We start from the raw sequence: 22268 nt of genomic DNA, 5'->3' as shown, positions 1-22268 counted from the left end.
ATCGTTTCTCCTGATACTTACGGCGCCCGATAGGGCACGAAAGCGCCGAGCGCGCAACTGCCCGTGGGAATGCGCGCGGGCAGATCGACCGTCTGCGCGATGTCGCCGCGGCACAGCCGGGTCTGATATTGGCGCGTGACCAGGGTGTCGCCGCGGCGCACCCGCTCGCACCCGCCGCCGGTCTCGCTGACATAGACCAGCTTGTTGCTCACGCGGTAGACCAGCTTGGTACCGTAGGCGGAGAGGTCGGGTCGGGTGAATCGGGTGTCGATACACTCCTGCGGCTTGCCCGCGGTCTTCCCCGCGATCAGCTTCTGATAATCGGCGTCGGGCGCGCGGTCGCGCGGGGCGGCGGCGATCGCGCCCGCGCTCAGCAGCGCCGCCGTGGCGAAGGTGGGGAGGAAACGCATGACCTTACCTCGTTCGTCTCAGAAGCCCCCGCGGGACGTGTAACGCACGAGGCGGCGAGTCGGGAACAGCGGTACGTCATACGACGCGGACCGTCCGCGCCCCGTGACGTCGCCGAGAAATAGACCGCAACATTTCACGTTCCCGACACAATCGCGTTCTAGCGCGTGCCCCGCGGGGGGAGCCGCATGGATCGAGGGGCCGCCAGGGGGCCTCGTGCGACGGTGAACCGGTGCGCTGACCGCACCGCGGCGTCGCCCCATGCCTCTTGCCGCGAACAGACAAGAGGACATCATGCGCTCACCCAAGTCGATCCTGCTCGCCACCGCCGCCATCGGCCTCGCCGCGCTGGCCCAGCCCGCGCTGGCGCAGGACGTGCCCGCCGCCGCGCCCGCCGCTACCGGAGCGGACGACGGGCTGGGCGAGGTGGTCGTCACCGCCGAGCGCCGCAGCGAGAACATCCAGCGCGTGCCCGTCTCGGTCGCGGTGGTCGACGGCGACTCGCTGCGCACCTTCCAGGCCGGCGGCGAGGACGCACTGGCGCTCGCCGGTCGCGTCCCCGGCCTCTACGCCGAGACCACCACGGGGCGCATCTTCCCGCGCTTCTACATCCGCGGTCTGGGCAACATCGATTTCTATCTCGGCGCGTCGCAGCCGGTGTCGATCATCCAGGACGACATCGTGCTCGAGCACGTCGTGCTGAAGTCCAACCCGGTCTATGACGTCGCCAACGTCGAGGTGCTGCGCGGCCCGCAGGGCTCGCTGTTCGGGCGCAACACCACCGCCGGCATCATCAAGTTCGACACGATCCGCCCGGGCCAGACATGGAGCAGCCGCTTCAACGCGTCCTACGGCAGCTACAACACCGTCACCTTCGACGGCGGCGTCGGCGGCCCGATCGTGCAGGACAAGATCGCGATCCGACTCTCCGGCCTGTACCAGCACCGCGACAATTGGGTCGACAACACCTTCACCGGCACCGGGGCGGACGGCACGCGCGGCGGGCGCGACCAGCTCGGCGGCTTCGACGAGCGCGACGCGCGGCTCCAGCTGCTGTTCACGCCGACCGAGGACCTGTCGGTCAACGTCTCGGGCCATGTCCGCTCCTACGAGGGCACCTCGACGATCTTCCACCGCGGCGCGCTGCTGCGCGGGCAGAACAACATCAACCGCGAGCCGCGCGACCAGGTCGCGCTCGACGAGGCCGACGGCAACCCGCAGGCCTACAAGACCTATGGTGGGTCAGTGAACGCCGCGTGGGACTTCGGCGCGGCGACGCTGACCTCGATCACCGGCTATGAGACCACCTCGGGCTACAGCCGCGGCGACACCGACGGCGGCGCCGCGGTCAACTTCGGCGGCGTCGGCTTCGGCCAGAGCGAGGGGCGTGTCCGCGACCTCGACCAGTGGACGCAGGAGCTGCGGCTCGCCAGCAACGGCGACGGCGCGTTCAAATGGCAGTTCGGCGGCTTCTACTTCGACAGCCGCGACGTCACCGACTTCTACCAGCGCGGTTTCTTCCTGCGCCCGGGCACGACCGGCTACAATCCCAACAACTGGGTGCGGCTGCACAACGTGAACACCAGCTGGGCGGTGTTCGGCCAGGCGAGCTATCGTCTCGCGGACCGGCTGACGCTGACCGCGGGCGCGCGCTACACCGAGGACGACAAGCGCACCGAGCTGGTCCGCTCGGGCCGCAACGCCGCCGGCACCACCGAGACCTTCCCCGCGAGCGCGCCGCGCAGCGTGAAGCTCTCCGGCAAGGAGCCGAGCTGGGACGTCTCGGCGCTGTACGAGCTGGACGACGCCACCAGCGTCTACGCCCGCGTCGCGCGCGGCTTCCGCGGCCCGACGATCCAGGGCCGCTCGGCCGTCTTCAACACGCCCTTCACCACCGCCGACTCCGAGACGATCATGTCCTATGAGGCGGGCGTGAAGTCGCGGCCGACCAGCAACCTGCGCCTTAACGCGACGGCCTTCACCTATCGCGTCAAGGACATCCAGCTCAACGGCAACGACGCCGACGGCAACGGCGTGCTGTTCAACGCCGACCATGCCGATGCCTATGGCGTCGAGGCCGAGCTGGAGTGGCGGCCGATCCGCAACATCACCTTCTCGCTGGGCGGCAGCGCGATCCACACCGAGATCAAGGACAAGCAGGTCTATGCCCAGGTCTGCGCCTTCGGCGGCGTGGTGACCTGCACGGTGCAGGACCCGACGATCACGCGTACGATCTTCGGCCAGCCCGCGGTGCTGGCGCAGATCGACGGCAACCCGCTGCCCAACGCGCCGCGCTGGCAGCTCGACGCCGCGGTCCGCTACGACATCCCGCTGACGAACGAGGGCAACCTCTTCGTCTCGAGCGACCTCAACGTGCAGGGCTACACCAACCTGGTGCTGTACAAGACGCGCGAGTTCTACGCCGACGGCAATCTCGAGCTGGGGCTCAAGGTCGGCTACACCACCGCCGACGGCAAGTATGAGATCGCCGCCTTCGCGCGCAACATCACCGACGAGAAGAACCTCAAGGGCGTGATCGAGAACTACAACGCCGCGGTGTTCAACGAGCCGCGCGTGGTGGGCATCTCGCTCGCGGGCCGCTTCAACTGAGGTGACGGCGGGAGGGGTGGCGATGATCCCGCCTCCTCTCCCAAAGCCGTTCCCCGGCGAAGGCCGGGGTCCAGCTGGGCAGACCGTCGTGGTCGACCCGCTACCTCCCCCGACGGGGCCCCGGTCTTCGCCGGGGAACGGCGATAACAGGGCAGCGGGCCTTCGCCCTCCTCACAACGTCGCGATCCAGTCGGGCAGCTCGCCCAGCCGCGCCAGCTGGCGGAAGCGCGGGTGCGCCGCCGGCGCCGCGGCGACCTCGTGGCTCCACGCCAGCGGCTGCGGGATGTAGGCGCCCCACGCCCCCGCCTCCAGCGCGGGCAGCACGTCCGAGCGCATCGAGTCGCCCGCCATCACCGCTCGCTCGGGCGCGCAGCCGTAACGGTGAAACACCCGAACGAACGTGTCAGCGCGCTTGTCGCTGACGATCTCCACGCCGGTGAACAGCTGCCCCAGGCCCGAGGCGGCGAGCTTGACCTCCTGGTGGAGCAGGTCGCCCTTCGTCACCAGCACCAGCCGCGCGCTCGCGGCGAGCCGCTCCAGCGTGGCGGCGACGTCGTCGAGCAGCTCCACCGGATGGTCGAGCAGGGTCCGCCCGATCTCGAGCAGCCGCCGCGCGCTCGCCGCGGGCAAGTCGTCGCCGGCGAGCTCCAGCGCGGTCTCGATCATCGAGAGCGTGAAACTCTTCGCGCCATAGCCGTAGCGCTTGAGATTGCGCACCTCGATCGCCTCCATGCGCGCGCGCGCCGCGGGCGCCGCGGCGAAGGGCGCGACCAGCTCGGCGAAGGCCTGCTCGGCCGCATCGAAGAAGCGCATATTGTGCCACAAGGTATCGTCGGCATCGAGGCACACGAGGTCGATGGTCATGGCAGCAGGTCTCCGCGCCCGCGCTTAGGCGAGCGCGGGGCGCGTGTCAGCCGGGCGCGGCGAGCCAGTCGCGTGCGAGGCGCTCGGCCGCGGCCCAGTCCGCCGCGACGGCGGTGCGATAAGGCCACGGGCTGCGGCCGCCCGCGGCGTCGAGCCGCGCCTGCCACGCCGCGCGCTCGGCGGGGTCGGGCACGACGAAGACCGCGCCGCGGACGAGCGTCGCCAAGACGTCGCGTCGCGCCTTGAGCCACAGGGCGAGCGGCCGACCCGCCTCCGCCGAGGGCCGCTGCGCGCCGTCGAGCAGCAGCGCCAGCGGCGTGCCCGCGGCGAGCAGCGCGTCATAGTCGTGCGTCCAGTACTCGCCGTCGGCGGCGGTGGTCAGGGCGCGACCGGTCGAGCGATGGAGGCGGGGCGCGATCGCGGTGAAGAAGGCCCTGCTCATGCCAGCGCCGCCATCACGCGTGGCGAGGTCAGCGCGCCAGCGAACAGCTCGCGCCGTTCGGGGCAAGCGCGACAGGACGGCAGTCGATCGAGCCGCGCCGGGTCGGCGAGCAGCGCGCATAGCAGCGCCTCGTCGCCGTCGGGGCCGAACGGGCAGCCGCGACACAGCTGCCGCCCGAGGCACGCCTCGCCGATCGTCATCACGCTGTCGATCACCGGCGCCATCATCTCATAGCCGAGCGGGGCGAGCAGCGCGTAGAGCCGTTGCTGCACCGGCGCGCGCTGATCGCGCGCACGACGCCAGCAGCGCGCCGCGCGCGCGAGCAGCGCGGCGGGGAGCGGGGCCGCGCCGCTCATGAGCGCGCTCCCCACCGCCCGTCTCGCTCGCGATAGGCGTCATAGTCGGCGCCGAAGCGGTGTCGCATCATCGCCTCCTCCTGCGGCACACGCAGCAACCACAGCGCCGCCATCGCAGGGATCACCAGCGCGCCAGCGACCAGATTATGCACCAGCAGCGGCTGGGTCAGCGCGCTCAGCCAGATCGCGATGTACATGGGATGGTGCCAGCGCGCGTAGACGCCCCCGGTCACGAGCGTATGATCACGTTGCAGCTCGAGCGAGGCGCTCCAGTTGCGGCCGAGATCGGCGTGGCTGCGGTAGAACAGCAAAGGCGTCGGAGCGAGCGCGATCGCCCCGGCCGCGCTCATCCACTCGGGGAGCGTATAATCGGCGCCAGCGAAGACGCCGGTGGCAAGATGGACGAGCGGCAGCACCATCATCGTTGCGAACATGCCGACCATCACGATCCGTTCAGCGGTTCCGCGCTGCCCCGCCATGACGGCGTTGCCACGATTGCGAGCATGATACGGCAGGCGGATCGCCGTCATCGCGGCGAAGCTCGCGAGCCAGAACAGTCCCGGCCAGTCGATCAGGCGCCATCGCGTCAGTGCGGCCACGACCAGCACCAAGGTGACCAGCAGCAACGAGTGGCCAGCTACGCCCGCCAGCAGCGGCGCTCGCTCGCATGGGCCCGGCATCGTTGCGACGTGATCGTCCGTCATTACTCCGCTCCTTAACGCTATTGCGAGTCTCTAGCATACCGAGGCACATGAAGCGAGGGTGCGAAGCGCGCGACGCATCCGTGCTGCGGCAAGCGCCACGGCCTGGCGCTGCAGTGTTACCCTCGTCTGGCTGGGCTCCCGCTTTCGCCGGAGCATCACGCTGGTTCGAGACCAGGAAGATTTCACGCCAGCGGAAATGGCCGTCGCTCCCACCTGCATGTCGAGCAAACGACACGGATCGCGCGACATCGCCGAAGCGTTGTGCCCCCATGACCGACGATCGCAACCGCCCCGCCGCCGACCCCCAGCACCATCGCCAGCCAGAGTTCGACAAGGACGAGGGCACGTTCGGTCAGGGCTATAGCCGCGAGGACGAGCGCAGGCTCGGCGAGCAGATGCCGGCCGGGTCCGTCGCGCCGAGCGAGTCGCGCGTCGATACGGCCGATGCAGCGCTGCCGCCCGAGAACGGGCGCCGCGCGTCCTTCGACCCGGCGACCGGCGAAGTGCACGGCAGCGGGTCGGGCGCGGGCGGCGGCAACCCCGGCGAGGACTTCGAGGAAGACCGCAGCGGCGGCGACGGTCTCCCGCTCACCGGCAAGGCGGACGGCGAGCGCTAACGTTCGTTACTGAGCGGAGACCCCGCCTCCGTTGCCGCGCCTCACGCCGCCGCACGCAGCTCGCCCACCGCAGCCCGCAGCTCGTCGTTCGCAAGTGCTGCGCGCGACAGTCGGTCCTCCAGCAGAGCGGCGAGTTCGCCGAGTCGCTCGTGACCGAACAGCCGCGCGGTGCCGGCGAGCTTGTGGAGCCCGTCGAGCGCCTCGTCCCGACCGCCGCCTCCGGCTGCCAGCGACTCCAGCGCGGCGAGGGTAGCCTCGGTCCGCGTCGCGAAGCGCGCCCGTAGCGCCGGGCTGATCGCCGGCGACGATGGCGCGGGCGCCGCCCGCGCCGGGACGAAACGCGCGACCGTCTCGGCCAGCTCGGCGGCGCGCAACGGCTTGGCGACATGCGCCTGCATCCCCGCGGCGCGACAGGCCGCGACGTCATCGACGAAGGCGTTGGCGGTCAGCGCCACCACCGGCAGCGTCGCGGCGTCATGCCCGGCGGCGCGCAGCCGGCGCGTCGCCTCGAGCCCGTCCATGCGCGGCATCTGCATGTCCATCAGCACCAGCGCATAGGGGCGCCCCGCCGCGTTCGCCGCCGCGATGGCGGGCAGCACCTCGTCGCCGTCGCTCACCAGCGTGGCATCCAGACCGATCTGGCGCGCCACGGCGAGCACCAGCTCCTGGTTGATGTCGTGATCCTCCGCGATCAGCACGCGCACGCCGCCGATCGCCTCCGCCGGCGCCGGAGCCTCGCCCAAGGGCGCAGGTTCTGCCGCTGGCGCGACCGCGCGCAGCGGCACGTCGAGCGTGAAGGTCGCGCCCTTGCCCGGCGCACTCGCGACGCTGAGCGTACCGTCCATCAGCGCCGCCATCTTCGCGCTCACCGCCAGTCCCAGGCCGGTCCCGCCATAGTGTCGCTCGGTCGTGCGGTCCGCCTGAGCGAACTCCTCGAAGATCGCGCCGAGCCGCTCGGGCGCGATCCCGATCCCGCTGTCGGCTACGCTGACGCGCAGGCGCCCGCCGCCCACGTCGGCGCGCACGACCACCTCGCCCGCGGCGGTGAACTTGATCGCGTTGCCGAGCAGGTTGAGCACGATCTGGCGATAGCGCAGTGGGTCGCCGAGCAGCCGCGGCGGCAGCGCGGGCGCGACCTCGAGCCGCAGCGCCAGCCCCTTCTGCTCGGCCACGGCGGTCATCAGCCCGACGCAGCGCCGCAGCACGTGGCGCAGGTCGAGCGGCTCCTCGTTCAGCCGCATCTCGCCGGCCTCGACCTTGGCGAGATCGAGGATGTCGTTGAGCAGTCGCATCATGGCGCGGCCGGAATCGGCCATCAGCTCGAGGTAGCGCCGCTGCTCCTCGGTCGGCGCGGCGGCGAGCAGCAGATCGGTGAAGCCCAGCACGCCGTTCATCGGCGTGCGGATCTCGTGGCTCATGTTGGCGAGGAAACTCGACTTGGCCTGGGTCGCCACTTCGGCACTGGCGCGCGCGGCCTCCAGTGCCAGCTCGAGTCGCTTGCGCGCGGTGATGTCGCGCACCGCCGCGATCACGCCGCGCGGCGGTCGGCCGGGCGCGTCGACGATCGCGCGCACGCTCGCCTCGAGCCAGCGTGGCGTCTCCCCTTTCTCGCCCCCCGCGCCGACCTCGCGCGGGGCCTGACGGCAGGTCACCACGTCGCGCAGCGCCTCGCCCGCGATCAACCGGGCGAAGCTGGCGGCCACCGCGCCGCGATCGTCGCGGTGAACGAAATGGTGGAGCGGCTCGCCGATCAGCGCCGCGGGCGCCACGCCGAACGTCTCCTGCGCCGACGGCGAGGCGTAGAGGCACAGGCCGTCGCGCCCGAGTCGGAGCACCGCGTCGGTGGCGTTGTCGGCGAGGAGCGCCAGCTCGGCCTCGGCACGCGCGCGCAGCCGCATGTCGCGCTCGAGCCGCGCGTGCGTGCGTTCCAGGTCGGCGAACTGGCGGCGTCGCTCGCGCAGCACGAAGGCGGCGAGCACGAGCAGCAGCGTGGCGCTGGCGAGCCCGGTCGCAATTCCGAGTCGCTCCAGCCGCGCGGTGCGCGCCTTGCGCGCCACGAGCAGGCGCTGTTCGGCGTCGCGAACGCGCGCCAGCGCCGCTACCACGATCGCGGTCTCGCGCTTGCCCGCCGCGGAGCCGGTGAGCGCGACCGCGGCGGCGGTACGGCCCTGGTCACGCCAGCGCACCGCCAAGGCCATCTCGTCGAAGCGGCCGTTCAACCGACCGCGCAGCGCCGCGACGTTGGCGCGCTGCGCGGGATTGTCCGCCACCATCCGCTCGAGCCGCGCCAGCGCGGGCCGCGCGTGCGCGACCGAGCGAGCGTAGGTGGCACGCTGCGCCGCGTCGCCGGTCATGACATAGCCGCGCCGGTTGATCTCGGCGCGCATCGCCTCGATCTGCACCGTATCGAGCGCGGCCCCGACCTCGAACGTATGCTGCACCCAGCCGAAGGCGGAGCGGCTCTGCACCGCGAGCAGCGCGGCGCTGCAGCCGCAGCTCAGCAGCAGAGTGAAGCCGGCGACGAGCGAGGGCCCGGAGCCCATCAGCGAGGCGAGAACAGGCGAGCGGCGCATCGCCGATCGGGTAGCGGCCTATGGTTAACTTCCCGATAGCGACAGCGGAACGGCTTGTTCACGCCGGCCCGCTAGGAGCCAGACACCCTCCACCGGCGAGTCACCATGCGTCTCTGGTCCAGCCTGCGTGCCTCGCCCCCGCCTTACCAGTCGATGGCGCGTGTTCCACGCGCCGACTGGGAGCGCCTGGCCGACGAGCTCGATGAGATCGCCGCAGCGGCGGCCGGGCTGATCGGGACGCCGGCCGCTCTCGTCACGATCGTCGACGAGCGGCTGTGGGTCGCCGGCCGCTTCAACTCGCGGTTGCACGGGCTCGAGCGTGACGAGTGCGTCTGCGCTCATGGCTTGGCCGAGCCGGACCGCGTGCTGTGCGTCCCGGACCTCCAGGCCGACGCGCGGTTCGCGCGCATGCCGATCGCGCAGGGGCCCGAGGCAGTCCGTTTCTATGTCGGGGCCGCGCTGGTTGGCGCGGACGGGGCAGCGCTCGGCATGTTGTGCGCCGTGGACCAGCGCCCGCGCGCCGCGCCGCCCGAGCCTCTATGCCGCGCGTTGCAGCGGCTCGCCCGCGGCGCCGCGATGCGGCTGGGCGCGTAGCGGCGTCGGCGCGAGAAGGTCTCGGGTCATCGCTGCTCGCGTTCCTGCGCACGCAGGAACCCAGGGTCGGGGCCTGTCGATCGTAGCTCTGGGTTCCTGCGTGCGCAGGAGCACCGCTCAGCGGGAAGGCAGGCGCCGCTCATGCCACCTCTGCCGGCACCTCTGGATAGGCGGCGATCACCTCCCCCAGCGCCGCCTCGAGGGGGCCGAGATGCGCGGCGAAGGGGCGCCAGGCGCGGTCGCCGCCGCGGAAGAGCGGCTGGCGAACCTGCTCGGACGAGGCGGTGCGCACCGCGCGCTCGGTCGCGTGGAAGCTGAGGCAGGCGTCCTCAAAGTCGAGCCCGCACGCCGCCAGCAACGCGCGGATCATCGGCTCGGGCGAGTCGACCAGCGCCTCGTGGATCACGCGATGCACCGCCCCGGGCTGGACCGCGTCGACGCGCGCCATCAGCCGCACATAGTCGCGATAATAGCGCCCCATGTCGGAGAGACCGTAGCTGAACCCCTGCCCGCGCGCGAAATGCTGCTTGTAGTTCGAGAAGCAGCAGGCGCGCGGCTCGCGGCGCGCGTCGATGATCGTGGCGTTGGGCAGGATCAGGCGGATGAGCGGCACGTGCGCCCAGTTGTTGGGCAGCTTGTCGACGAAGAACGGCCGATCGGTCCGCCGCTGCACCGCGGCGCGGCGCAGATAGTCCTCACCCAGCTCGCGCGCGCGCTCGGCGGTGAGCGAGGCGAGGCCTTGCGGATAATCGCCGATCCGCCGCGCGATCGCGGGCAGGTCCGGCAGCTCGGTCGTCCCTTCGACCTGGCTGTGCGAGGCGAGGATCTGCTCGACCAGCGTCGAGCCAGCGCGGGGCATGCCGAGCACGAAGATCGGGTCGCGCGCCGGGCAGCCCCAGCCGGCCCGCGCGGCGAAGAACTCGGGGGTGGCTAGCGTGATACTCGCGTCGACGAACGCCTGCGTCGCGTCGGCGTCATAGACGATGCCGCGCCGCCGCAGCGCGTTGCCCGCGGCATAGTGCGCGAAGGCGCGATCGGCGTCGCCGCGCTCCTCCCACGCCTTGCCGAGCGCGAAGTCGAGGTGGAAGCAATCCTCGTCCTCGCCCGCCTCCGCCAGCGCGCTCTCCATCGCGGCGACGTCATTGTCGCCGAAGCGCACCGTCTTGAGATTGGCGAGGCTCCACCATGCTTCGCCCAGCACCGGGCGCAGCGCGATCGCGCGGCGATAGGCCGCAACCCCCTCGGCCTGCCGCCCGACCGTCTTGAGCATGTGGCCGAAGCTCATCCACACCTTGGGCTGCGCCGGGGCGGCGGCGAGCACGCGCTCGTAGAGCGCGATCGCCTCGTCGAAGCCGCCGAGCCGCCCCAGCGCCGCGGCCTTGAGATTGGCGTGGCCGAGATGCTCGGGCTCGACCGCGAGCAGCGTGTCGAGCTCGGCCAGCGCCTCGGTCGGCCGGTTCTGGCGATAGAGCACGATCGCGAGATTGGCGCGCGCCGCGGTGAAGCCGGGCGCCAGCTCGAGCGCGCGGCGCAGCAGCGTCTCGGCGTCGCGGTTGCGTCCGAGCCGCCCCGCCAGCTCGGCGAGCATGCGGATCGCGCGCGCGTCGAACGGATCCCTCTTAAGATAGCTCCGGAGCAGCGGCTCGGCGATCTCCAGGCGATTGTCGTGGAGCGCCAGCGCCGCGTCGACTAGCAGGGGCGGCAGACGCCGGGGTTCGCGGACAGACACGAGGGACATGGAAGACCGAGACAATCACGCCGAGGCCGCGCGATCAAGCCGCGCGCTCACCTTCTGGGGCCTGCTGGCGCTGGTGATGGGCAATCTGATCGGCTCGGGCATCTACCTGCTGCCCGCCACGCTGGCACCGCTGGGCGCCAATGCCACGCTCGGCTGGGTGGTGACGATCGCAGGAGCGATGACGCTGTCGTTCGTGTTCGCGCGGCTCGCCGCCGCCATCCCGCGCGCGGGCGGTCCTTACGCTTATGCCGATGCCGCCTTCGGCCCGGTGATCGGCTTCGCCACGGCATGGAGCTATTGGACGCTCGTCTGGGCGGGCAACGGCGCGGTGGCGGTCGCCGTGGTGAGCGCGCTCAGCCTCGCCTTCCCCGCACTGGCGCCGCACGCCGCGATCGCCGCGGTGGTGCTGGTGTGGCTGGCGGTGCTGGTCAACATCCGCGGCGTTGATCTGGCGGTGAGGCTGCAGATGGCGACGATGGTGATCAAGCTGGTGCCGCTCGCCGCGGTGGTGCTGCTCGCCGCCTGGCTGCTGCTGACGCGCGGCGTGGCGGTGTCGCAGGAGGTTGCAGTGCCGCTGACGGTGACGGGCACCGCTGGTGCGGCAGCGCTGACCTTCTGGGGCTTTCTCGGCGTCGAGTCGGCGACGGTGCCGGCCGACCGCGTCGCCGACGCGCGGCGGATCGTGCCGCGCGCGACGCTGATCGGCACCGCCGCCGTGGGCGTGATCTACCTGATCGTGTCGAGCGCCATCACCGCGCTGATGCCGCGCGCCACCGTCGCCGCCTCGCCCGCCCCGATCGCGGCCTTCCTTGGCCTCGGCTTTGGCGGCGGGGTCGCGCAGGTGGTCGCGCTGTTCGCCGCGATCAGCGCGCTCGGCACGCTCAACGGCTTCGTGCTGCTCCAGGGCGAGGTGCCGCGCGCGATGGCACAGGGCGGCGTGTTCCCGCGCTGGTTCGCGCGCGAGACCGCGCAGGGCACGCCGGCGCGCGCGCATGTCGTCGCCGGGCTGCTCGTCACCGCGGTGACGCTCGCCAACTTCACGCGGGGCATGGGCGACCTGTTCGCCTTCGTCGCCTCGGTGTCGCTCGCGGCGGGCATGCTCGCCTATCTCGCCAGCGCGCTCGCCGCGGTGAAGCTGCTGCGCGACGATCCCGTCGCGCGCGTCGTCGGCGTGATCGCGGCGGTCTTCGTCGGCTGGCTCTCCTACGGGCTCGGCGCGGAGGCGAACGGCTGGGCGCTGGCGCTGCTGCTCGCCGGCGTGCCGGTCTATCTCGCGGTCAGGCGCGGCGGCGCCAGCGCGCGCTGAGCCTGCGGTCGGCGAGGATGGCGTGCGCGGCATTGTGGCCGGGCGCGCCGGTCACCCCGCCGCCGGGGTGCGCCCCCGATCCGCACATGTAGAGTCCGCGGATCGGCGCGCGATAGTCGCCGTGGCCGAGCACCGGGCGCGCCGACCAGAGCTGGTCGAGGCTCATCCTGCCGTGGAAGATGTCGCCCCCGATCAGCCCGAACTTGCGCTCCAGGTCGAGCGGCGAGTGGATCTGGCGCGCGATCACGCTCGCCTTGAAGTTGGGCGCGTGCGCGGTGACGGTGTCGATGATGTGGTCGGCGACCTCCTCGCGAACCTCGTCCCAGCTCCGCGCTTTCCCGTCAGGACCGGGGGGCAGCTCGGGCGCGAACTGCTGGCAGAACAGGCTGGCGACGTGCTGCCCCGGCGGGGCGAGGCTGTCGTCGACCGTGCTGGGGATCTTCATCTCGACGATCGGCTGGCGCGACCAGCCGTGGACGCGCGCGTCGTCATAGGCGCGGTCCATATAGTCCATGCCCGGCGCGATGATGATCCCGGCGGTGTGATGCTCGGCGCGCGCGCGCCCGGGTAGCACGGTGAAGTCGGGCAGCTCGCTCAGCGCCACGTTCATCCGGAACGTGCCCGAGCCGGTCTTGAACCCGGCGATGCGGCGGCGGAAATCCTCGGGCAGCTCGTGGCCGGCGACCATCTGGCGGTACAGCATCGCCGGCCCGACGTTGGCGGCGACGATCGGGGCGACGATCTCCTGCCCGCTCTCCAGCACCACGCCCGCGGCGCGACCGCCGTCGACCAGCACGCGCGCGACCGGCGCGTCCACGCTGATCTCGACGCCCTCGGCGAGGCACGCCGCCGCCATCGCCTGGGTGATCGCCCCCATGCCGCCGACCGAGTGGCCCCAGGCGCCGTACTTGCCGTTCACCTCGCCGAAGACGTGGTGGAGCAGCACATAGGCCGAGCCCGGCGTCGACACGCCGGCGTAATTGCCCACCACCGCGTCGAACGCGAAGGCGGTCTTTACGTGATCGTCCTCGTACCAGCCGTCGAGGAAGTCGCGCGCCGACTTGGTGAAGACGTCGAGCAGGTCGCGCTGCGCGGCGATGTCGAGCTTGGCGAGCGGCCAGGCCTGGCGCGCGGCGCTGACCAGCTCGAGCAGCCCGCCGCCCGCGTTGGGCGGGATCTCGAGCGCGAGGTCGCGCAGCACCTGCGCGACGCGCTCCAGCGCCGCGTCATAGGCGGGGTAGGCGTCGGCGTCGCGCTGGCTGAAGCGCGCGAACTGCGCCTGGGTGCGCTGCGTCCCCCCGCCGAGCGTGAGATAGGTGTCCGCGAAGGGGAAGAAGTTGCTGATCGTGCGCTCGATGATGCGATAGCCGCGATCGTGCAGCTTCATGTCCGCGATCACCTTGGGGCGCAGCAGGCTGACGGTGTAGCTCGCGGTGGAGTTGCGGAAGCCGGGGTGGAACTCCTCGGTCACCGCCGCGCCGCCGACGACGTGGCGGCGTTCGAGCACGCGCACCTTGAGGCCCGCGCGCGCGAGATAGAAAGCGCAGACCAGGCCGTTATGCCCCCCGCCGATGATGATCGCGTCGTACCGCTGCGTCATGGTGCCCCCTTGTTCGTGTCCTCGGACGTGTTCTCCCCGCCGCTTGCCCACTCCACTGGCGTCACCCCGAACTCGTTTCGGGGTCCACCGTCCCGCACATTCAGGTGCGTCGGCGCTCGCGGCACGGTGAATCCTGAAACGGGTTCAGGATGACGGCAGCGGGTGGGGTGAACGGCGCGCGCCCTCCCCAGCCCCTCACGCCTGGCGCACTCGCCGCGACCAGCCCGGCGGCGGGGCGCGGTGCTGGCGCGCCTCGGGGATGCGCTCGCGGATCTTGGCGGCGAAGCTGCGCAGGCACACCTCACTCGCGCCGATCGGCCCGGCGGTGTAGCTCGACGACGCCATCCCCTCCTGCACGCGCTCGATCAGCCAGGTGTCCTCGGCGTTGACGGTGCGGTTGATCCGCCAGTTGGCGTAGCGCACCAGCCGCATCTCGCGCCGCTGGTCGGGCAGCGCGAAGCTCATCTCGCGCAGCAGGCTGGTGGTCGGCGTCAGCGGCAGCCACTGCATGAAGTCGATCTGGTCGGCGTAGATGTCGAACGCCATGTTGGGCCACAGCTTGTAGTAGAGCCACCGTCGCTGGTTCGCCTCTGGCAGATGGTCGACGCGCGGCAGATGCGTCTGGTAGAAGCGCTCCCACGGATCGCTCGACGGTCGGTCCACCAGCTCGCCCGACATGCGATCGACCCAGCCCGCCGCCTCGATCGCGTAGCTCTTGCCGAACAATCGCGTCAGCCCGTCGTGCGCCACCGGAATGTGGAGGTTGTCCGAGTAGTTGTCGCCGACGTTCTTCCAGTTCACGCGCCGCTCGCGCTCGCGCACGTCGGAGAGGCGGCGCATGTCCTCGAAGCGATAGGGCGCGACCTCGGCGTCATAGGGCGCCATCATCGTCGCGACGCTCGGCCCGCCGTCGTCCTCGAGCCGCACGAAGACGAAGCCGCGCCAGATCTCGACCTCGACGCTGGCGAGCCCGTTCTCCTCGAGCCGCAGCGCGGGATAGTCGCTCTTCATCGGCACGCCCGACAGGCGCCCGTCGAGCTCGTACACCCAGGCGTGATAGGGGCAGACGAGCTTCCGGGCGCAGCCGCTCGCCCCCTCCACCAGCCGCATCGCGCGATGGCGGCAGACGTTGTGAAAGCCGCGGATCACGCCGTCGGCACCGCGGACGGCGACGAGCTGCTCGCCGAGATAAGAGAGCGTCCGCCACGCGCCCGGCCCGGCCAGGTCGCTCTCATGGCAGACGATCTGCCACGACGGGCGGATCACGCGCGCGCACTCCAGCTCGAAATATTCGGCGTCGGTGTAGAGCCAACCGGGCAGGCTCCAATCCGCGTCGGGATCGGCGTAAGGCAGATCGGTCGAGCGATGCATGGAGGCCCCGCGTGATTGTTGCACGAACGTATAACAACGTCGCGGCGTGAGCAAGCGCGCCGCTCCCGAGGCGCGCCGCGCCGAGCTGATCGCGGCGACCGCCCGCGTGCTGGCGGCGCGCGGCGCGGCGGGCGCCTCGGTGCGCGTGATCGCGGCGGAAGCGGGCGTGTCGCCCGGGCTGGTGACGCACCATTTCGGCGGGGTCGAGCGGCTGATCGAGGGGACCTACGACCATGTCGCCGCGCGCGTCGGCGAGGCGCTGGAGTCGGCGGTGGCGGCGGCGGGCGGGTCGCCGCGCGCGCGGCTGGCGGCCTATCTCGACGCCAGCTTCGCGCCGCCGATCGCCGACCCCGCGCTGCTCGCGACCTGGATCGCCTTCTGGAGCCTCGCGCAGGGCGGCGCGACGATGCAGGCGAGCCACGCGCGGCACTACGCCGGTTATCGCACACGGCTGGAGGTGTTGCTGGGCGAGACGGGCGTGGCGCCGGATCGGCGGCGATTGGCGGCGGTGGGACTCACGGCGCTGGTCGACGGGCTGTGGCTGGAGCTGTGCCTGTCGCCGGGGGCGTTCACCGCGGCCGAGGCGCGCGCGGTCGTGGCGACGTATCTGGAGGCGATGTGAGGGAGCGACCTTCGTGCTCCCGCGAACGCGGAAGCTCAGGATGGCTCAGCGGTGACGTTCGCGGCCCTGGATTCCCGCGTGCGCCGGAACACGGCACTGTCGTCATTCCGCCGCCGCCCGCGAACACGCCGATGGTGCCGGCGGTACACCCGATCCCATCATGATCCCCGGTGAAGGCCGGGGCCCAGTCGCGAAAGCGGGTGTGAGACTCATCGGCGGCCCCCAACTGGACCCCGGCCTGCGCCGGGGAACGAACGATCATTGAACCGCTCCGCCCGAACCCCCTATGCGGCCGAGCTTCGACTTCACTTCGCCAGATCGCCGAACAGCGACACGTAGTAGCGGATCCCCGGCGCGATGTTGCGCACCTCGGTGCGCTCGTTGAGGCCGTGGCTGAAATCGTCCGACTCCTTGATGAAGGTCGGACTCGCGCCGTAGCTCGGCACATGGTGGTAGCGGAACCACATGCTGTCGCTCGCCCCCGCCGACATGCTCGGGAAGACCGGCACGCCGGGCCACGCCTTGCCCACCGCCCTGGTCACCGCGGCGACGAAGTCGGGGCGCATCGGCGAGGCGTCGTTGGCCACCGATCCCTCGCTCACGTCGCGGATCGTCAGCGCCGGCTCGGCCGCAACCTGCTGGAGCGTGGCCATCACCTCGGCGGGCTTCACGCCGGGGAAGATGCGGCAGTTGATGTTGGCGGTCGCGCGCTGCGGCAGCGCGTTGAGCGCGTGCCCGCCGGACACCATCGTCGACACGCACGTCGTGCCGATCTGCCCGACATAGGCCGGGTCGGCGGCGAGGACCGCGATCGCCTTTTCGTCCTTCGGGTTCTCCGCGAAGGCGCGCATCGCGGCGGCGAGCTCGCCCGTCTTCTGCTTGGCGGCCTCGCGGAAGAAGGTGCGCGTCACGTCGGAGAGCTGCGGCGTGAAGCGATACTGCCCGATCCGCACCAGCGCGGCGGAGAGCTGGTTGATCGCGTTCTGCGGCCGCGGGGCGGAGCTGTGCCCGCCCGGGTTGGTGACGGTCAGCTCGAAGTCGGCGTAGGTCTTCTCGGCGCCGTTCCAGGTGAAGAACTGCGGCTTGCCGTCCTCGGCGAAGCGACCGCCGCCGCCGTCGATGTTGATCACCAGCTCGGCGTCCTTGAGCTGCTCGGCGATGAGCGCGCTGGTCTTCATCCGCGTCTCCTCGTCGCCCGAGAACTCGAGCACGATGTCGCGCCGCGGCCTGAAGCCCGCGCGCTTCATCCGCAGCAGCGCGGTCATCGCCACCGCCGCGTCCAGCTTCATGTCGGTGGCGCCGCGGCCGTAGAGGTAGCCGTTCTCGACCACGGGGGTGAACGGATCACGCTGCCAGTCGGCGGGCTTGGCCTCGACCACGTCGATATGGCCGGAGACGACCAGCGGCTTGGCCGACGGGTCGCTGCCGCGCCAGCGCGCGACCAGATAGGCGGTGTCGTCGACCGGGGTGATCGTCACGTCCGAGTCGGCGAAGCCGCCGGCGACGAGCACCGACTTGAGATAGGCGGCGAGTTGCGGCGTCTGGTTGCCCTGCCCCGCGACGCTGCGGAACGCGATCGCGCGCTTGGCGATATCGAGCGCCTGCGCGTCGGACCCGATCGCGGCGGTGTCCGATGAAGGGGTCTGCGCCAGACCGGGCGCCGGGATCAGCGCGAGCGTCGCGCCGAGAAGGAAGAGATTGCGCCCGATCGCCATGCACGATGCCCCTTTGTCGTTGGAGGACAAAGCGTATCGTGCGGCCCCGCGGACGCAAGCGGGATCGCTGCGCCGGGCCGCGTCGCATCCGCGACGCGCGGCCCGGCGCCCGCCAGGTCAGGCCTTCTTGGCGCTCAGGTGCGCGCTGAGGTGCTTGTTCATCTCGAACATGCTGGCCGACTTCTTGCCAAAGATCTTCTCCAGCTTGGCGTCGGCGTTGATCTGGCGCTTGTCCTTCTCGTCCTGAAGGTTGTTCTTCTTGATATATTCCCAGACCTTGCTGACGACCTCGCTGCGCGGAAGGTCGTTCTTGCCGACGATCTCGGCCAGCTCGGGCGACGGGGTGACGGGGGCGGTGATGCCGCCGCGTGCGCCACCGGCGGCCTTGCCGGTCGACTTGACCTTCTTCTCGGCCGCGGCGGTCTCGTCCTTGCCGCGCTTCTCCGCTGATCGTGCCATCACACTCTCCTCTTTCCGCAGAAATGGTCCCCACGGCGCATCGGCCGATGCTCTGCCGTCCCACTCTGCCCACGGAGCGAACGCCGCTGCAAGTGAAACGATGCGTCTTCGCGGCCTGCCGAACGGCTCAGCGCGATAATCGGTCGCTATGCCGCCCGAGCGACGACGCTTGGCGCCGCCGCTCCGTCGCTCAGAAGCGCGTGCGCACGCTCACCGCGTAGAGGCTGTCGTCGGTGCGGGTGTCGCGCCACAGGTAATCTTCGTTGAAGTAGCTGCGGTAGCGCGAGCGCAGGATGTTGCTGCCCTCGACCGTGACGGTGACGTTCCTGGTCACGTCATAGCCCAGGCTGAAGTCGAGCCGGCCGTTGGGGCGGACATAGTTGAGCCACGCCGGCGAGCCGACCGGGCGGACGTCCTGCGTGCCCGAGCGGTCCTCGTCGAAATAGCTCGAGCGGTAGGTATAGACCACGCGCGCCGAGATGCCGCTGCGATCGTAGAGCAGGCCGGCGTTGAAATTATACTTGGAGACGCCCTGCAGCGGGTAGCCGGACAGCGGGTCGTCGCCGCCCACCTCCGAGTCCGCCAGCGTGAAGTTGCCGAACGCACCCAGCCCCGCGAGGTCGCCGGGCAGGAAGGAGAAGAAGGTCTGCGCGCTGGCCTCGATCCCCTTCAGCTTGGCGGTGCCGACGTTGCGCGGGCGCGAGATGTTATAGGTGATGCCGTCGATCAGCTCGGCGGTGCTGGCGGTGATCACGCGGTCGCTGATGTCGCGGTAATAGCCCGCGAGCGCGACATAGCCGTCCTTCCAATAATATTCGATCGTCGCGTCGTAGCTGTCAGACTTCTGCGGGCGAAGCTGCGGATTGCCGCCCGAGCCGCTGTTGAGGATGTTGGGGTTGGTCGAGACGATATAGTTCAGCCCCGGGTTGAGCGAGCCGAACCCCGGCCGCGCCAGCGTCTTGGCGTAGGTGGCGCGGAGCTGGAGCCCGCCCCCGAGCTGGAGCCGAGCGCTCGCGTTGGGCAGCCAGTCGGTGTCGCTCGTCTTGGACGTGGTCGTCACCGGCGTGCCGCTGACCAGGCCGGTGCCGCTGATCTCGCGGTCGGTCTTGCTGAGGCGGACGCCGAGGCGGCCGTCGAGCACCACCGGTCCGCTGCCGAACGGCACCTCATAGCCCGCCTGGGCGTAGGCGGCGTAGCTCTTCTCGGCGACGTCGAAGCGGCGGGTCGGGTCGAACGGCGGCTGACCATCAGGCGCGCCGAAGAAGGCGCGCAGCGACTGCTGCCCCGCTCCGGACAGCAGATAGTCGGTCGACGGCAGCACGAACGGCGCGCCGTTGTTGATCTGCGGGATGCCCGGCGCGCGCTCGAGCGGCAGCTCGGTCGCGGTGATCGGCGTCGCGAACGAGCCCCCCGGCGGGTTCACACCGAGCTGGACCTGCTGGAAATTGGCGGTGCGATCGGCGTAGCGGCCGCCCACCTCGATCGTCTTCAGGATCGTGTCGACATCGTAGCTCGCATCGGCCTTGGCCGCGAACAGCCCGCCGCTCGCGCGCGAATAATCCTGGAACAGCGCGTTGATGAAGGTGAAGCCGGCGGGGTCCGCCATCGGATTGTTGGGCGCGGTGATCGCGGCGGTCTGGTTCGGGTCGGTCAGCCCCAACGTGACGCTCGGCACGCGCTTGCCGATGTCGACGATGAAATTGGCGTTGTTGGTGATCGAGCGTTCGTAGCTGACGTCGAGATTGGCCTTGGCCGGCCCCTGGTCGAAGCGGAAGCCGCCCGCGGCGAGCCAGGTGTCGGTGCGATTGTCGTGCGCCTGGGTCGAGGTGAAGGCCTCGAGGTCATTGAAGGTCGCCGCGTTGAACGAGCAGAGGTTCTGCTGGGTGATGGTCGCCGGATCGGTGGTGGGATCGGGGTTGCCGCGATTGGGCGCGATCGCCGCGGTGAAGCAATTGTCCGAGCGGTCGACGCCGCTCACGCTGCGCGCGGTGCTCAGCCGATATTCGTAGAAGCCGGTGGTGAACTTGCTGCGATAGGCCGAGTAGAGGCCGTCGACATACACCTCCAGCGCCGGGCTCGCCTGCCATTGCAGCGAGGCATTGGCCTGGGGGCGCTGATAGCGGCCATATTCGTTGAGGCCGCCGGTGGAGATCGGCAGGATCAGCCCCTCGGCGCCGGCGGGGCCGCCGTTGCCCGAGCGGCGGTCGGCGACATAGTTGCTCGGCCGGTTATAGGGCATGTCGTACCAGGAGACGTTGATCAGGGCGCCGATCTCACCGATGCCGGTGTCCCAGCGATCGGTGGCGAGGAAGCTCACCTGCGGCCCGAGCTTCTCGGCGTTGGAGGGGTAGTTGAGCTTGCCGCTCAGCGCGATGGTGGGCTCGGTATAGTTGAACGCCTTGTTGAGCCGCAGGTCGATCGTGCCCGCGACGCCGCCCTCGATCAGGTTGGCGGTGTTCGACTTGAACACGTCAACCCGCGCCACCGCCTCGGCGGGCAGGTCCTGGAAGGCGAAGCCGCGCCCCTCGGCGGTGAAGATCTCGCGGCCGTCGAGCGTGGTGAGGATGTCGGGCAGGCCACGCACGAGCGGGTTGACGATCTCGTTGTTGCCGCCGACCGTCACCTGCACGCCGGACACGCGCTGGAGCGCGGCGGCGGTGGTGGGATCGGGGAACTTGCCGATGTCCTGCGCCACGATCGAATCGACCACCTGCGGCGCCGAGCGCTTGATCTCGGCCGCGCGCGCGAGACTGGCGCGGATGCCGGTGACCACGATTTCGTCCCCGGTGGTGGCGGTGTCGGCCGCGGCGGCGGCGGGCGCGGCCCCGTCGGCCGCGGGGAGCGGCGCGCTATCGGTACCGGCGGGCGCGTGGGCATCGGTCGGGGGCGTCGTCGGCTGCGCGTTGGGCGGCGTGCTGCCCTGCTGCGCGAGCGCGGGGACGGCGGCGGTCAGCGCCACCAGGGATACGGACAGCGCGAGCGTGTGGCGCATGGGACCTCTCCTGACATGGTCGTCGGGCCGACGCTCCTATGCATCGGCCCCTTATGCCACTCACTTATCAGATAAATAGGTTCGGCGTAGCGACAACCTTCCTGACCTGAAGCAAGAACCGCCTCAATCGTGAGGCGGTCCGGGCAGCGCGCGTTCAGTGAGCGGCACCTCCGGCACACCCGCGGCGCTCCAGCGTATGCGGGCGACATGGGGGGCGCGCAGAGCGGTGCAGCCCTGCCCCGCCGCGCCGTTGGCGTGGTAGACGATCCAGGTCTCGCCGGGACGAGGCTGGAAGAAGGTGTTGTGACCGGGCGCGAACACCCGTGCGCCGGGGCTCGATGCCAGGATCGGGCGTGCCGCCTTGGTCCAGCTGCGGGGATCGAGCAGGTTCGCGTCGGCGCGCGCGCGGAGCAGCCCGACGGCATAGCCGTCCGACCAGCAGGCACTGCCCGAGTAGCTGAGGAAGAGGTCGCCGCGCGGGCCGCGGACGAAGGCGGGTCCCTCAAGGATCTGGCGGCCGCCCTGCCGCTCCCACGCCTGGTCGGGGCGCGCGATGACGCGCTCGGGTCCGGTGAGCGTCCATGGATTGCGCATCGCCGCGATCGCGAGGACGCTGTCGGGCCCGTCATAGGCCGAGTAGACGAACCAGGATCGGCCTTGCGCGGTGAAGACGGTGCCGTCGAGCCCCGGCAGGCGCGTGTTGACGCGGCCGCGATCGACCCAGCGACCAGCGAGCGGATCGGTGGCACGGTTCTCCAGCACGAAGACGCCGCGATGAGCGTCGTCGTCATGTTCGGCATCGGCCGCGGTGTAGTAGATATACCAGCGACCCTTGAGGCGGTGGAGCTCCGGCGCCCAGATCGATCGCGCGTTGGCGCCGCGCGCGGGCGGCTGCCACACGGTCGTCTCGATCGCCTCGTCGAGGCGGGCGAGGTCGCGCGTGCGCCGGATCGCGAGACGGTCGCCGCGTGTGGCCATGACATAGTACCAGCCGCCGTGAGCGATGACATAGGGATCCGGTGCGGAGTCGAGCAGCGCGCGCTGCGGCACATCGCCGGGCGGCGCGGCGGCCACCAGCGTAGCGGCGATGGCGAGCAGGCGAAGCGCGCGGGGCATGCTAGGTGCATGGCGCTTTTATCATCGGCTTTGCAAGGAGTTCGCTCGCACGCGCCAGCGCAGGTCCGCCTTGAGGCGGAGACGTCGTGAATGGGTTCATGTGATGGTTTGTGTTGCAACGCGCTGGCTTCAATGCCTGGCGGCGACCTACTCTTCCATCGCTTGAGCGATAGTACCATTG

The 22268-nt window shown here is 70.7% G+C and carries 18 protein-coding genes; 5 read left to right on the top strand and 13 right to left on the bottom strand.

From position 1 onward, the window contains the following. Positions 1 to 17: 17 nt before the first annotated feature. Entirely contained in the window at positions 18 to 410 is a 393-nt protein-coding gene (locus FHY02_RS17085) for a hypothetical protein (RefSeq protein WP_183924445.1), read from the bottom strand. 292 nt (positions 411 to 702) lie between these two features. On the opposite strand from FHY02_RS17085, the gene FHY02_RS17080 reads away from it, so the two are divergent. Next, positions 703 to 3018, top strand: a complete 2316-nt coding sequence (locus FHY02_RS17080) for a TonB-dependent receptor (RefSeq protein WP_221198711.1) — start codon at positions 703 to 705, stop codon at positions 3016 to 3018. Positions 3019 to 3189: 171 nt separating this feature from the next. On the opposite strand, the gene FHY02_RS17075 is transcribed toward FHY02_RS17080, so the two are convergent. From FHY02_RS17075 to FHY02_RS17060, 4 genes are read right to left on the bottom strand one after another with little or no spacing between them, the layout of a single operon-like run. Then, positions 3190 to 3882: an HAD family hydrolase gene (locus tag FHY02_RS17075; protein ID WP_183924441.1), complete on the bottom strand. Its 693-nt coding sequence runs from the start codon at positions 3880 to 3882 to the stop codon at positions 3190 to 3192. Between the two features lie 46 nt (positions 3883 to 3928). Further along, complete coding sequence (locus tag FHY02_RS17070; RefSeq protein ID WP_183924439.1) at positions 3929 to 4324, bottom strand: hypothetical protein; 396 nt, start codon at positions 4322 to 4324, stop codon at positions 3929 to 3931. Beyond that, a complete protein-coding gene (locus tag FHY02_RS17065; RefSeq protein ID WP_183924437.1) occupies positions 4321 to 4680 on the bottom strand; it encodes a hypothetical protein in 360 nt (119 codons plus the stop codon). The genes FHY02_RS17070 and FHY02_RS17065 overlap by 4 nt, the downstream gene beginning before the upstream one ends. Beyond that, complete coding sequence (locus tag FHY02_RS17060; protein ID WP_221198710.1) at positions 4677 to 5384, bottom strand: protein-S-isoprenylcysteine O-methyltransferase; 708 nt, start codon at positions 5382 to 5384, stop codon at positions 4677 to 4679. The genes FHY02_RS17065 and FHY02_RS17060 overlap by 4 nt, the downstream gene beginning before the upstream one ends. Before the next feature lie 269 nt (positions 5385 to 5653). On the opposite strand from FHY02_RS17060, the gene FHY02_RS17055 reads away from it, so the two are divergent. Then, positions 5654 to 6001, top strand: coding sequence for a hypothetical protein (locus FHY02_RS17055; RefSeq protein ID WP_183924435.1), 348 nt, complete (start codon positions 5654 to 5656; stop codon positions 5999 to 6001). A 41-nt stretch (positions 6002 to 6042) separates the two neighbouring features. Here the strand turns inward: FHY02_RS17055 and FHY02_RS17050 are convergent, their stop codons facing one another. Continuing rightward, entirely contained in the window at positions 6043 to 8544 is a 2502-nt protein-coding gene (locus FHY02_RS17050) for an ATP-binding protein (RefSeq protein ID WP_183924433.1), read from the bottom strand. A gap of 135 nt (positions 8545 to 8679) precedes the next feature. Between FHY02_RS17050 and FHY02_RS17045 the strand changes: the two genes are divergently transcribed. Further along, positions 8680 to 9168, top strand: a complete 489-nt coding sequence (locus FHY02_RS17045; RefSeq protein ID WP_183924431.1) for a GAF domain-containing protein — start codon at positions 8680 to 8682, stop codon at positions 9166 to 9168. A 139-nt stretch (positions 9169 to 9307) separates the two neighbouring features. On the opposite strand, the gene FHY02_RS17040 is transcribed toward FHY02_RS17045, so the two are convergent. Next, complete coding sequence (locus FHY02_RS17040) at positions 9308 to 10906, bottom strand: sulfotransferase (RefSeq protein ID WP_183924429.1); 1599 nt, start codon at positions 10904 to 10906, stop codon at positions 9308 to 9310. Here FHY02_RS17040 and FHY02_RS17035 point away from each other — a divergent pair. Then, positions 10905 to 12212 carry an amino acid permease gene (locus FHY02_RS17035; RefSeq protein WP_183924427.1) on the top strand — a complete coding sequence of 436 codons (1308 nt, stop codon included), beginning with the start codon at positions 10905 to 10907 and terminating at the stop codon, positions 12210 to 12212. The two genes, FHY02_RS17040 and FHY02_RS17035, sit on opposite strands and share 2 nt — an antisense overlap. On the opposite strand, the gene FHY02_RS17030 is transcribed toward FHY02_RS17035, so the two are convergent. Next, entirely contained in the window at positions 12184 to 13812 is a 1629-nt protein-coding gene (locus FHY02_RS17030) for an NAD(P)/FAD-dependent oxidoreductase (RefSeq protein ID WP_183924425.1), read from the bottom strand. The two genes, FHY02_RS17035 and FHY02_RS17030, sit on opposite strands and share 29 nt — an antisense overlap. 195 nt (positions 13813 to 14007) lie before the next feature. After that, positions 14008 to 15183, bottom strand: coding sequence for an aromatic ring-hydroxylating dioxygenase subunit alpha (locus FHY02_RS17025; RefSeq protein ID WP_183924423.1), 1176 nt, complete (start codon positions 15181 to 15183; stop codon positions 14008 to 14010). A gap of 46 nt (positions 15184 to 15229) precedes the next feature. On the opposite strand from FHY02_RS17025, the gene FHY02_RS17020 reads away from it, so the two are divergent. Next, positions 15230 to 15805, top strand: a complete 576-nt coding sequence (locus FHY02_RS17020; protein ID WP_183924421.1) for a TetR family transcriptional regulator C-terminal domain-containing protein — start codon at positions 15230 to 15232, stop codon at positions 15803 to 15805. A gap of 305 nt (positions 15806 to 16110) precedes the next feature. Here the strand turns inward: FHY02_RS17020 and FHY02_RS17015 are convergent, their stop codons facing one another. From FHY02_RS17015 to FHY02_RS17000, 4 genes are all read right to left on the bottom strand, one after another. Continuing rightward, positions 16111 to 17520 carry a M20/M25/M40 family metallo-hydrolase gene (locus FHY02_RS17015; protein WP_183924418.1) on the bottom strand — a complete coding sequence of 470 codons (1410 nt, stop codon included), beginning with the start codon at positions 17518 to 17520 and terminating at the stop codon, positions 16111 to 16113. A 117-nt stretch (positions 17521 to 17637) separates the two neighbouring features. After that, a complete protein-coding gene (locus tag FHY02_RS17010) occupies positions 17638 to 17979 on the bottom strand; it encodes an SWIB/MDM2 domain-containing protein (protein ID WP_183924416.1) in 342 nt (113 codons plus the stop codon). 190 nt (positions 17980 to 18169) lie between these two features. Further along, positions 18170 to 20971, bottom strand: a complete 2802-nt coding sequence (locus FHY02_RS17005; RefSeq protein WP_183924406.1) for a TonB-dependent receptor — start codon at positions 20969 to 20971, stop codon at positions 18170 to 18172. Positions 20972 to 21094: 123 nt separating this feature from the next. Further along, positions 21095 to 22087 carry a family 43 glycosylhydrolase gene (locus FHY02_RS17000; RefSeq protein ID WP_183924404.1) on the bottom strand — a complete coding sequence of 331 codons (993 nt, stop codon included), beginning with the start codon at positions 22085 to 22087 and terminating at the stop codon, positions 21095 to 21097. Positions 22088 to 22268 lie beyond the last annotated feature (181 nt).

Origin of the sequence: Sphingomonas sp. BK069 (genome assembly GCF_014193405.1) — a bacterium.
In the GTDB taxonomy this organism is placed as follows: domain Bacteria; phylum Pseudomonadota; class Alphaproteobacteria; order Sphingomonadales; family Sphingomonadaceae; genus Sphingomonas.
This window is presented reverse-complemented; position numbering and strand designations above follow the sequence as displayed.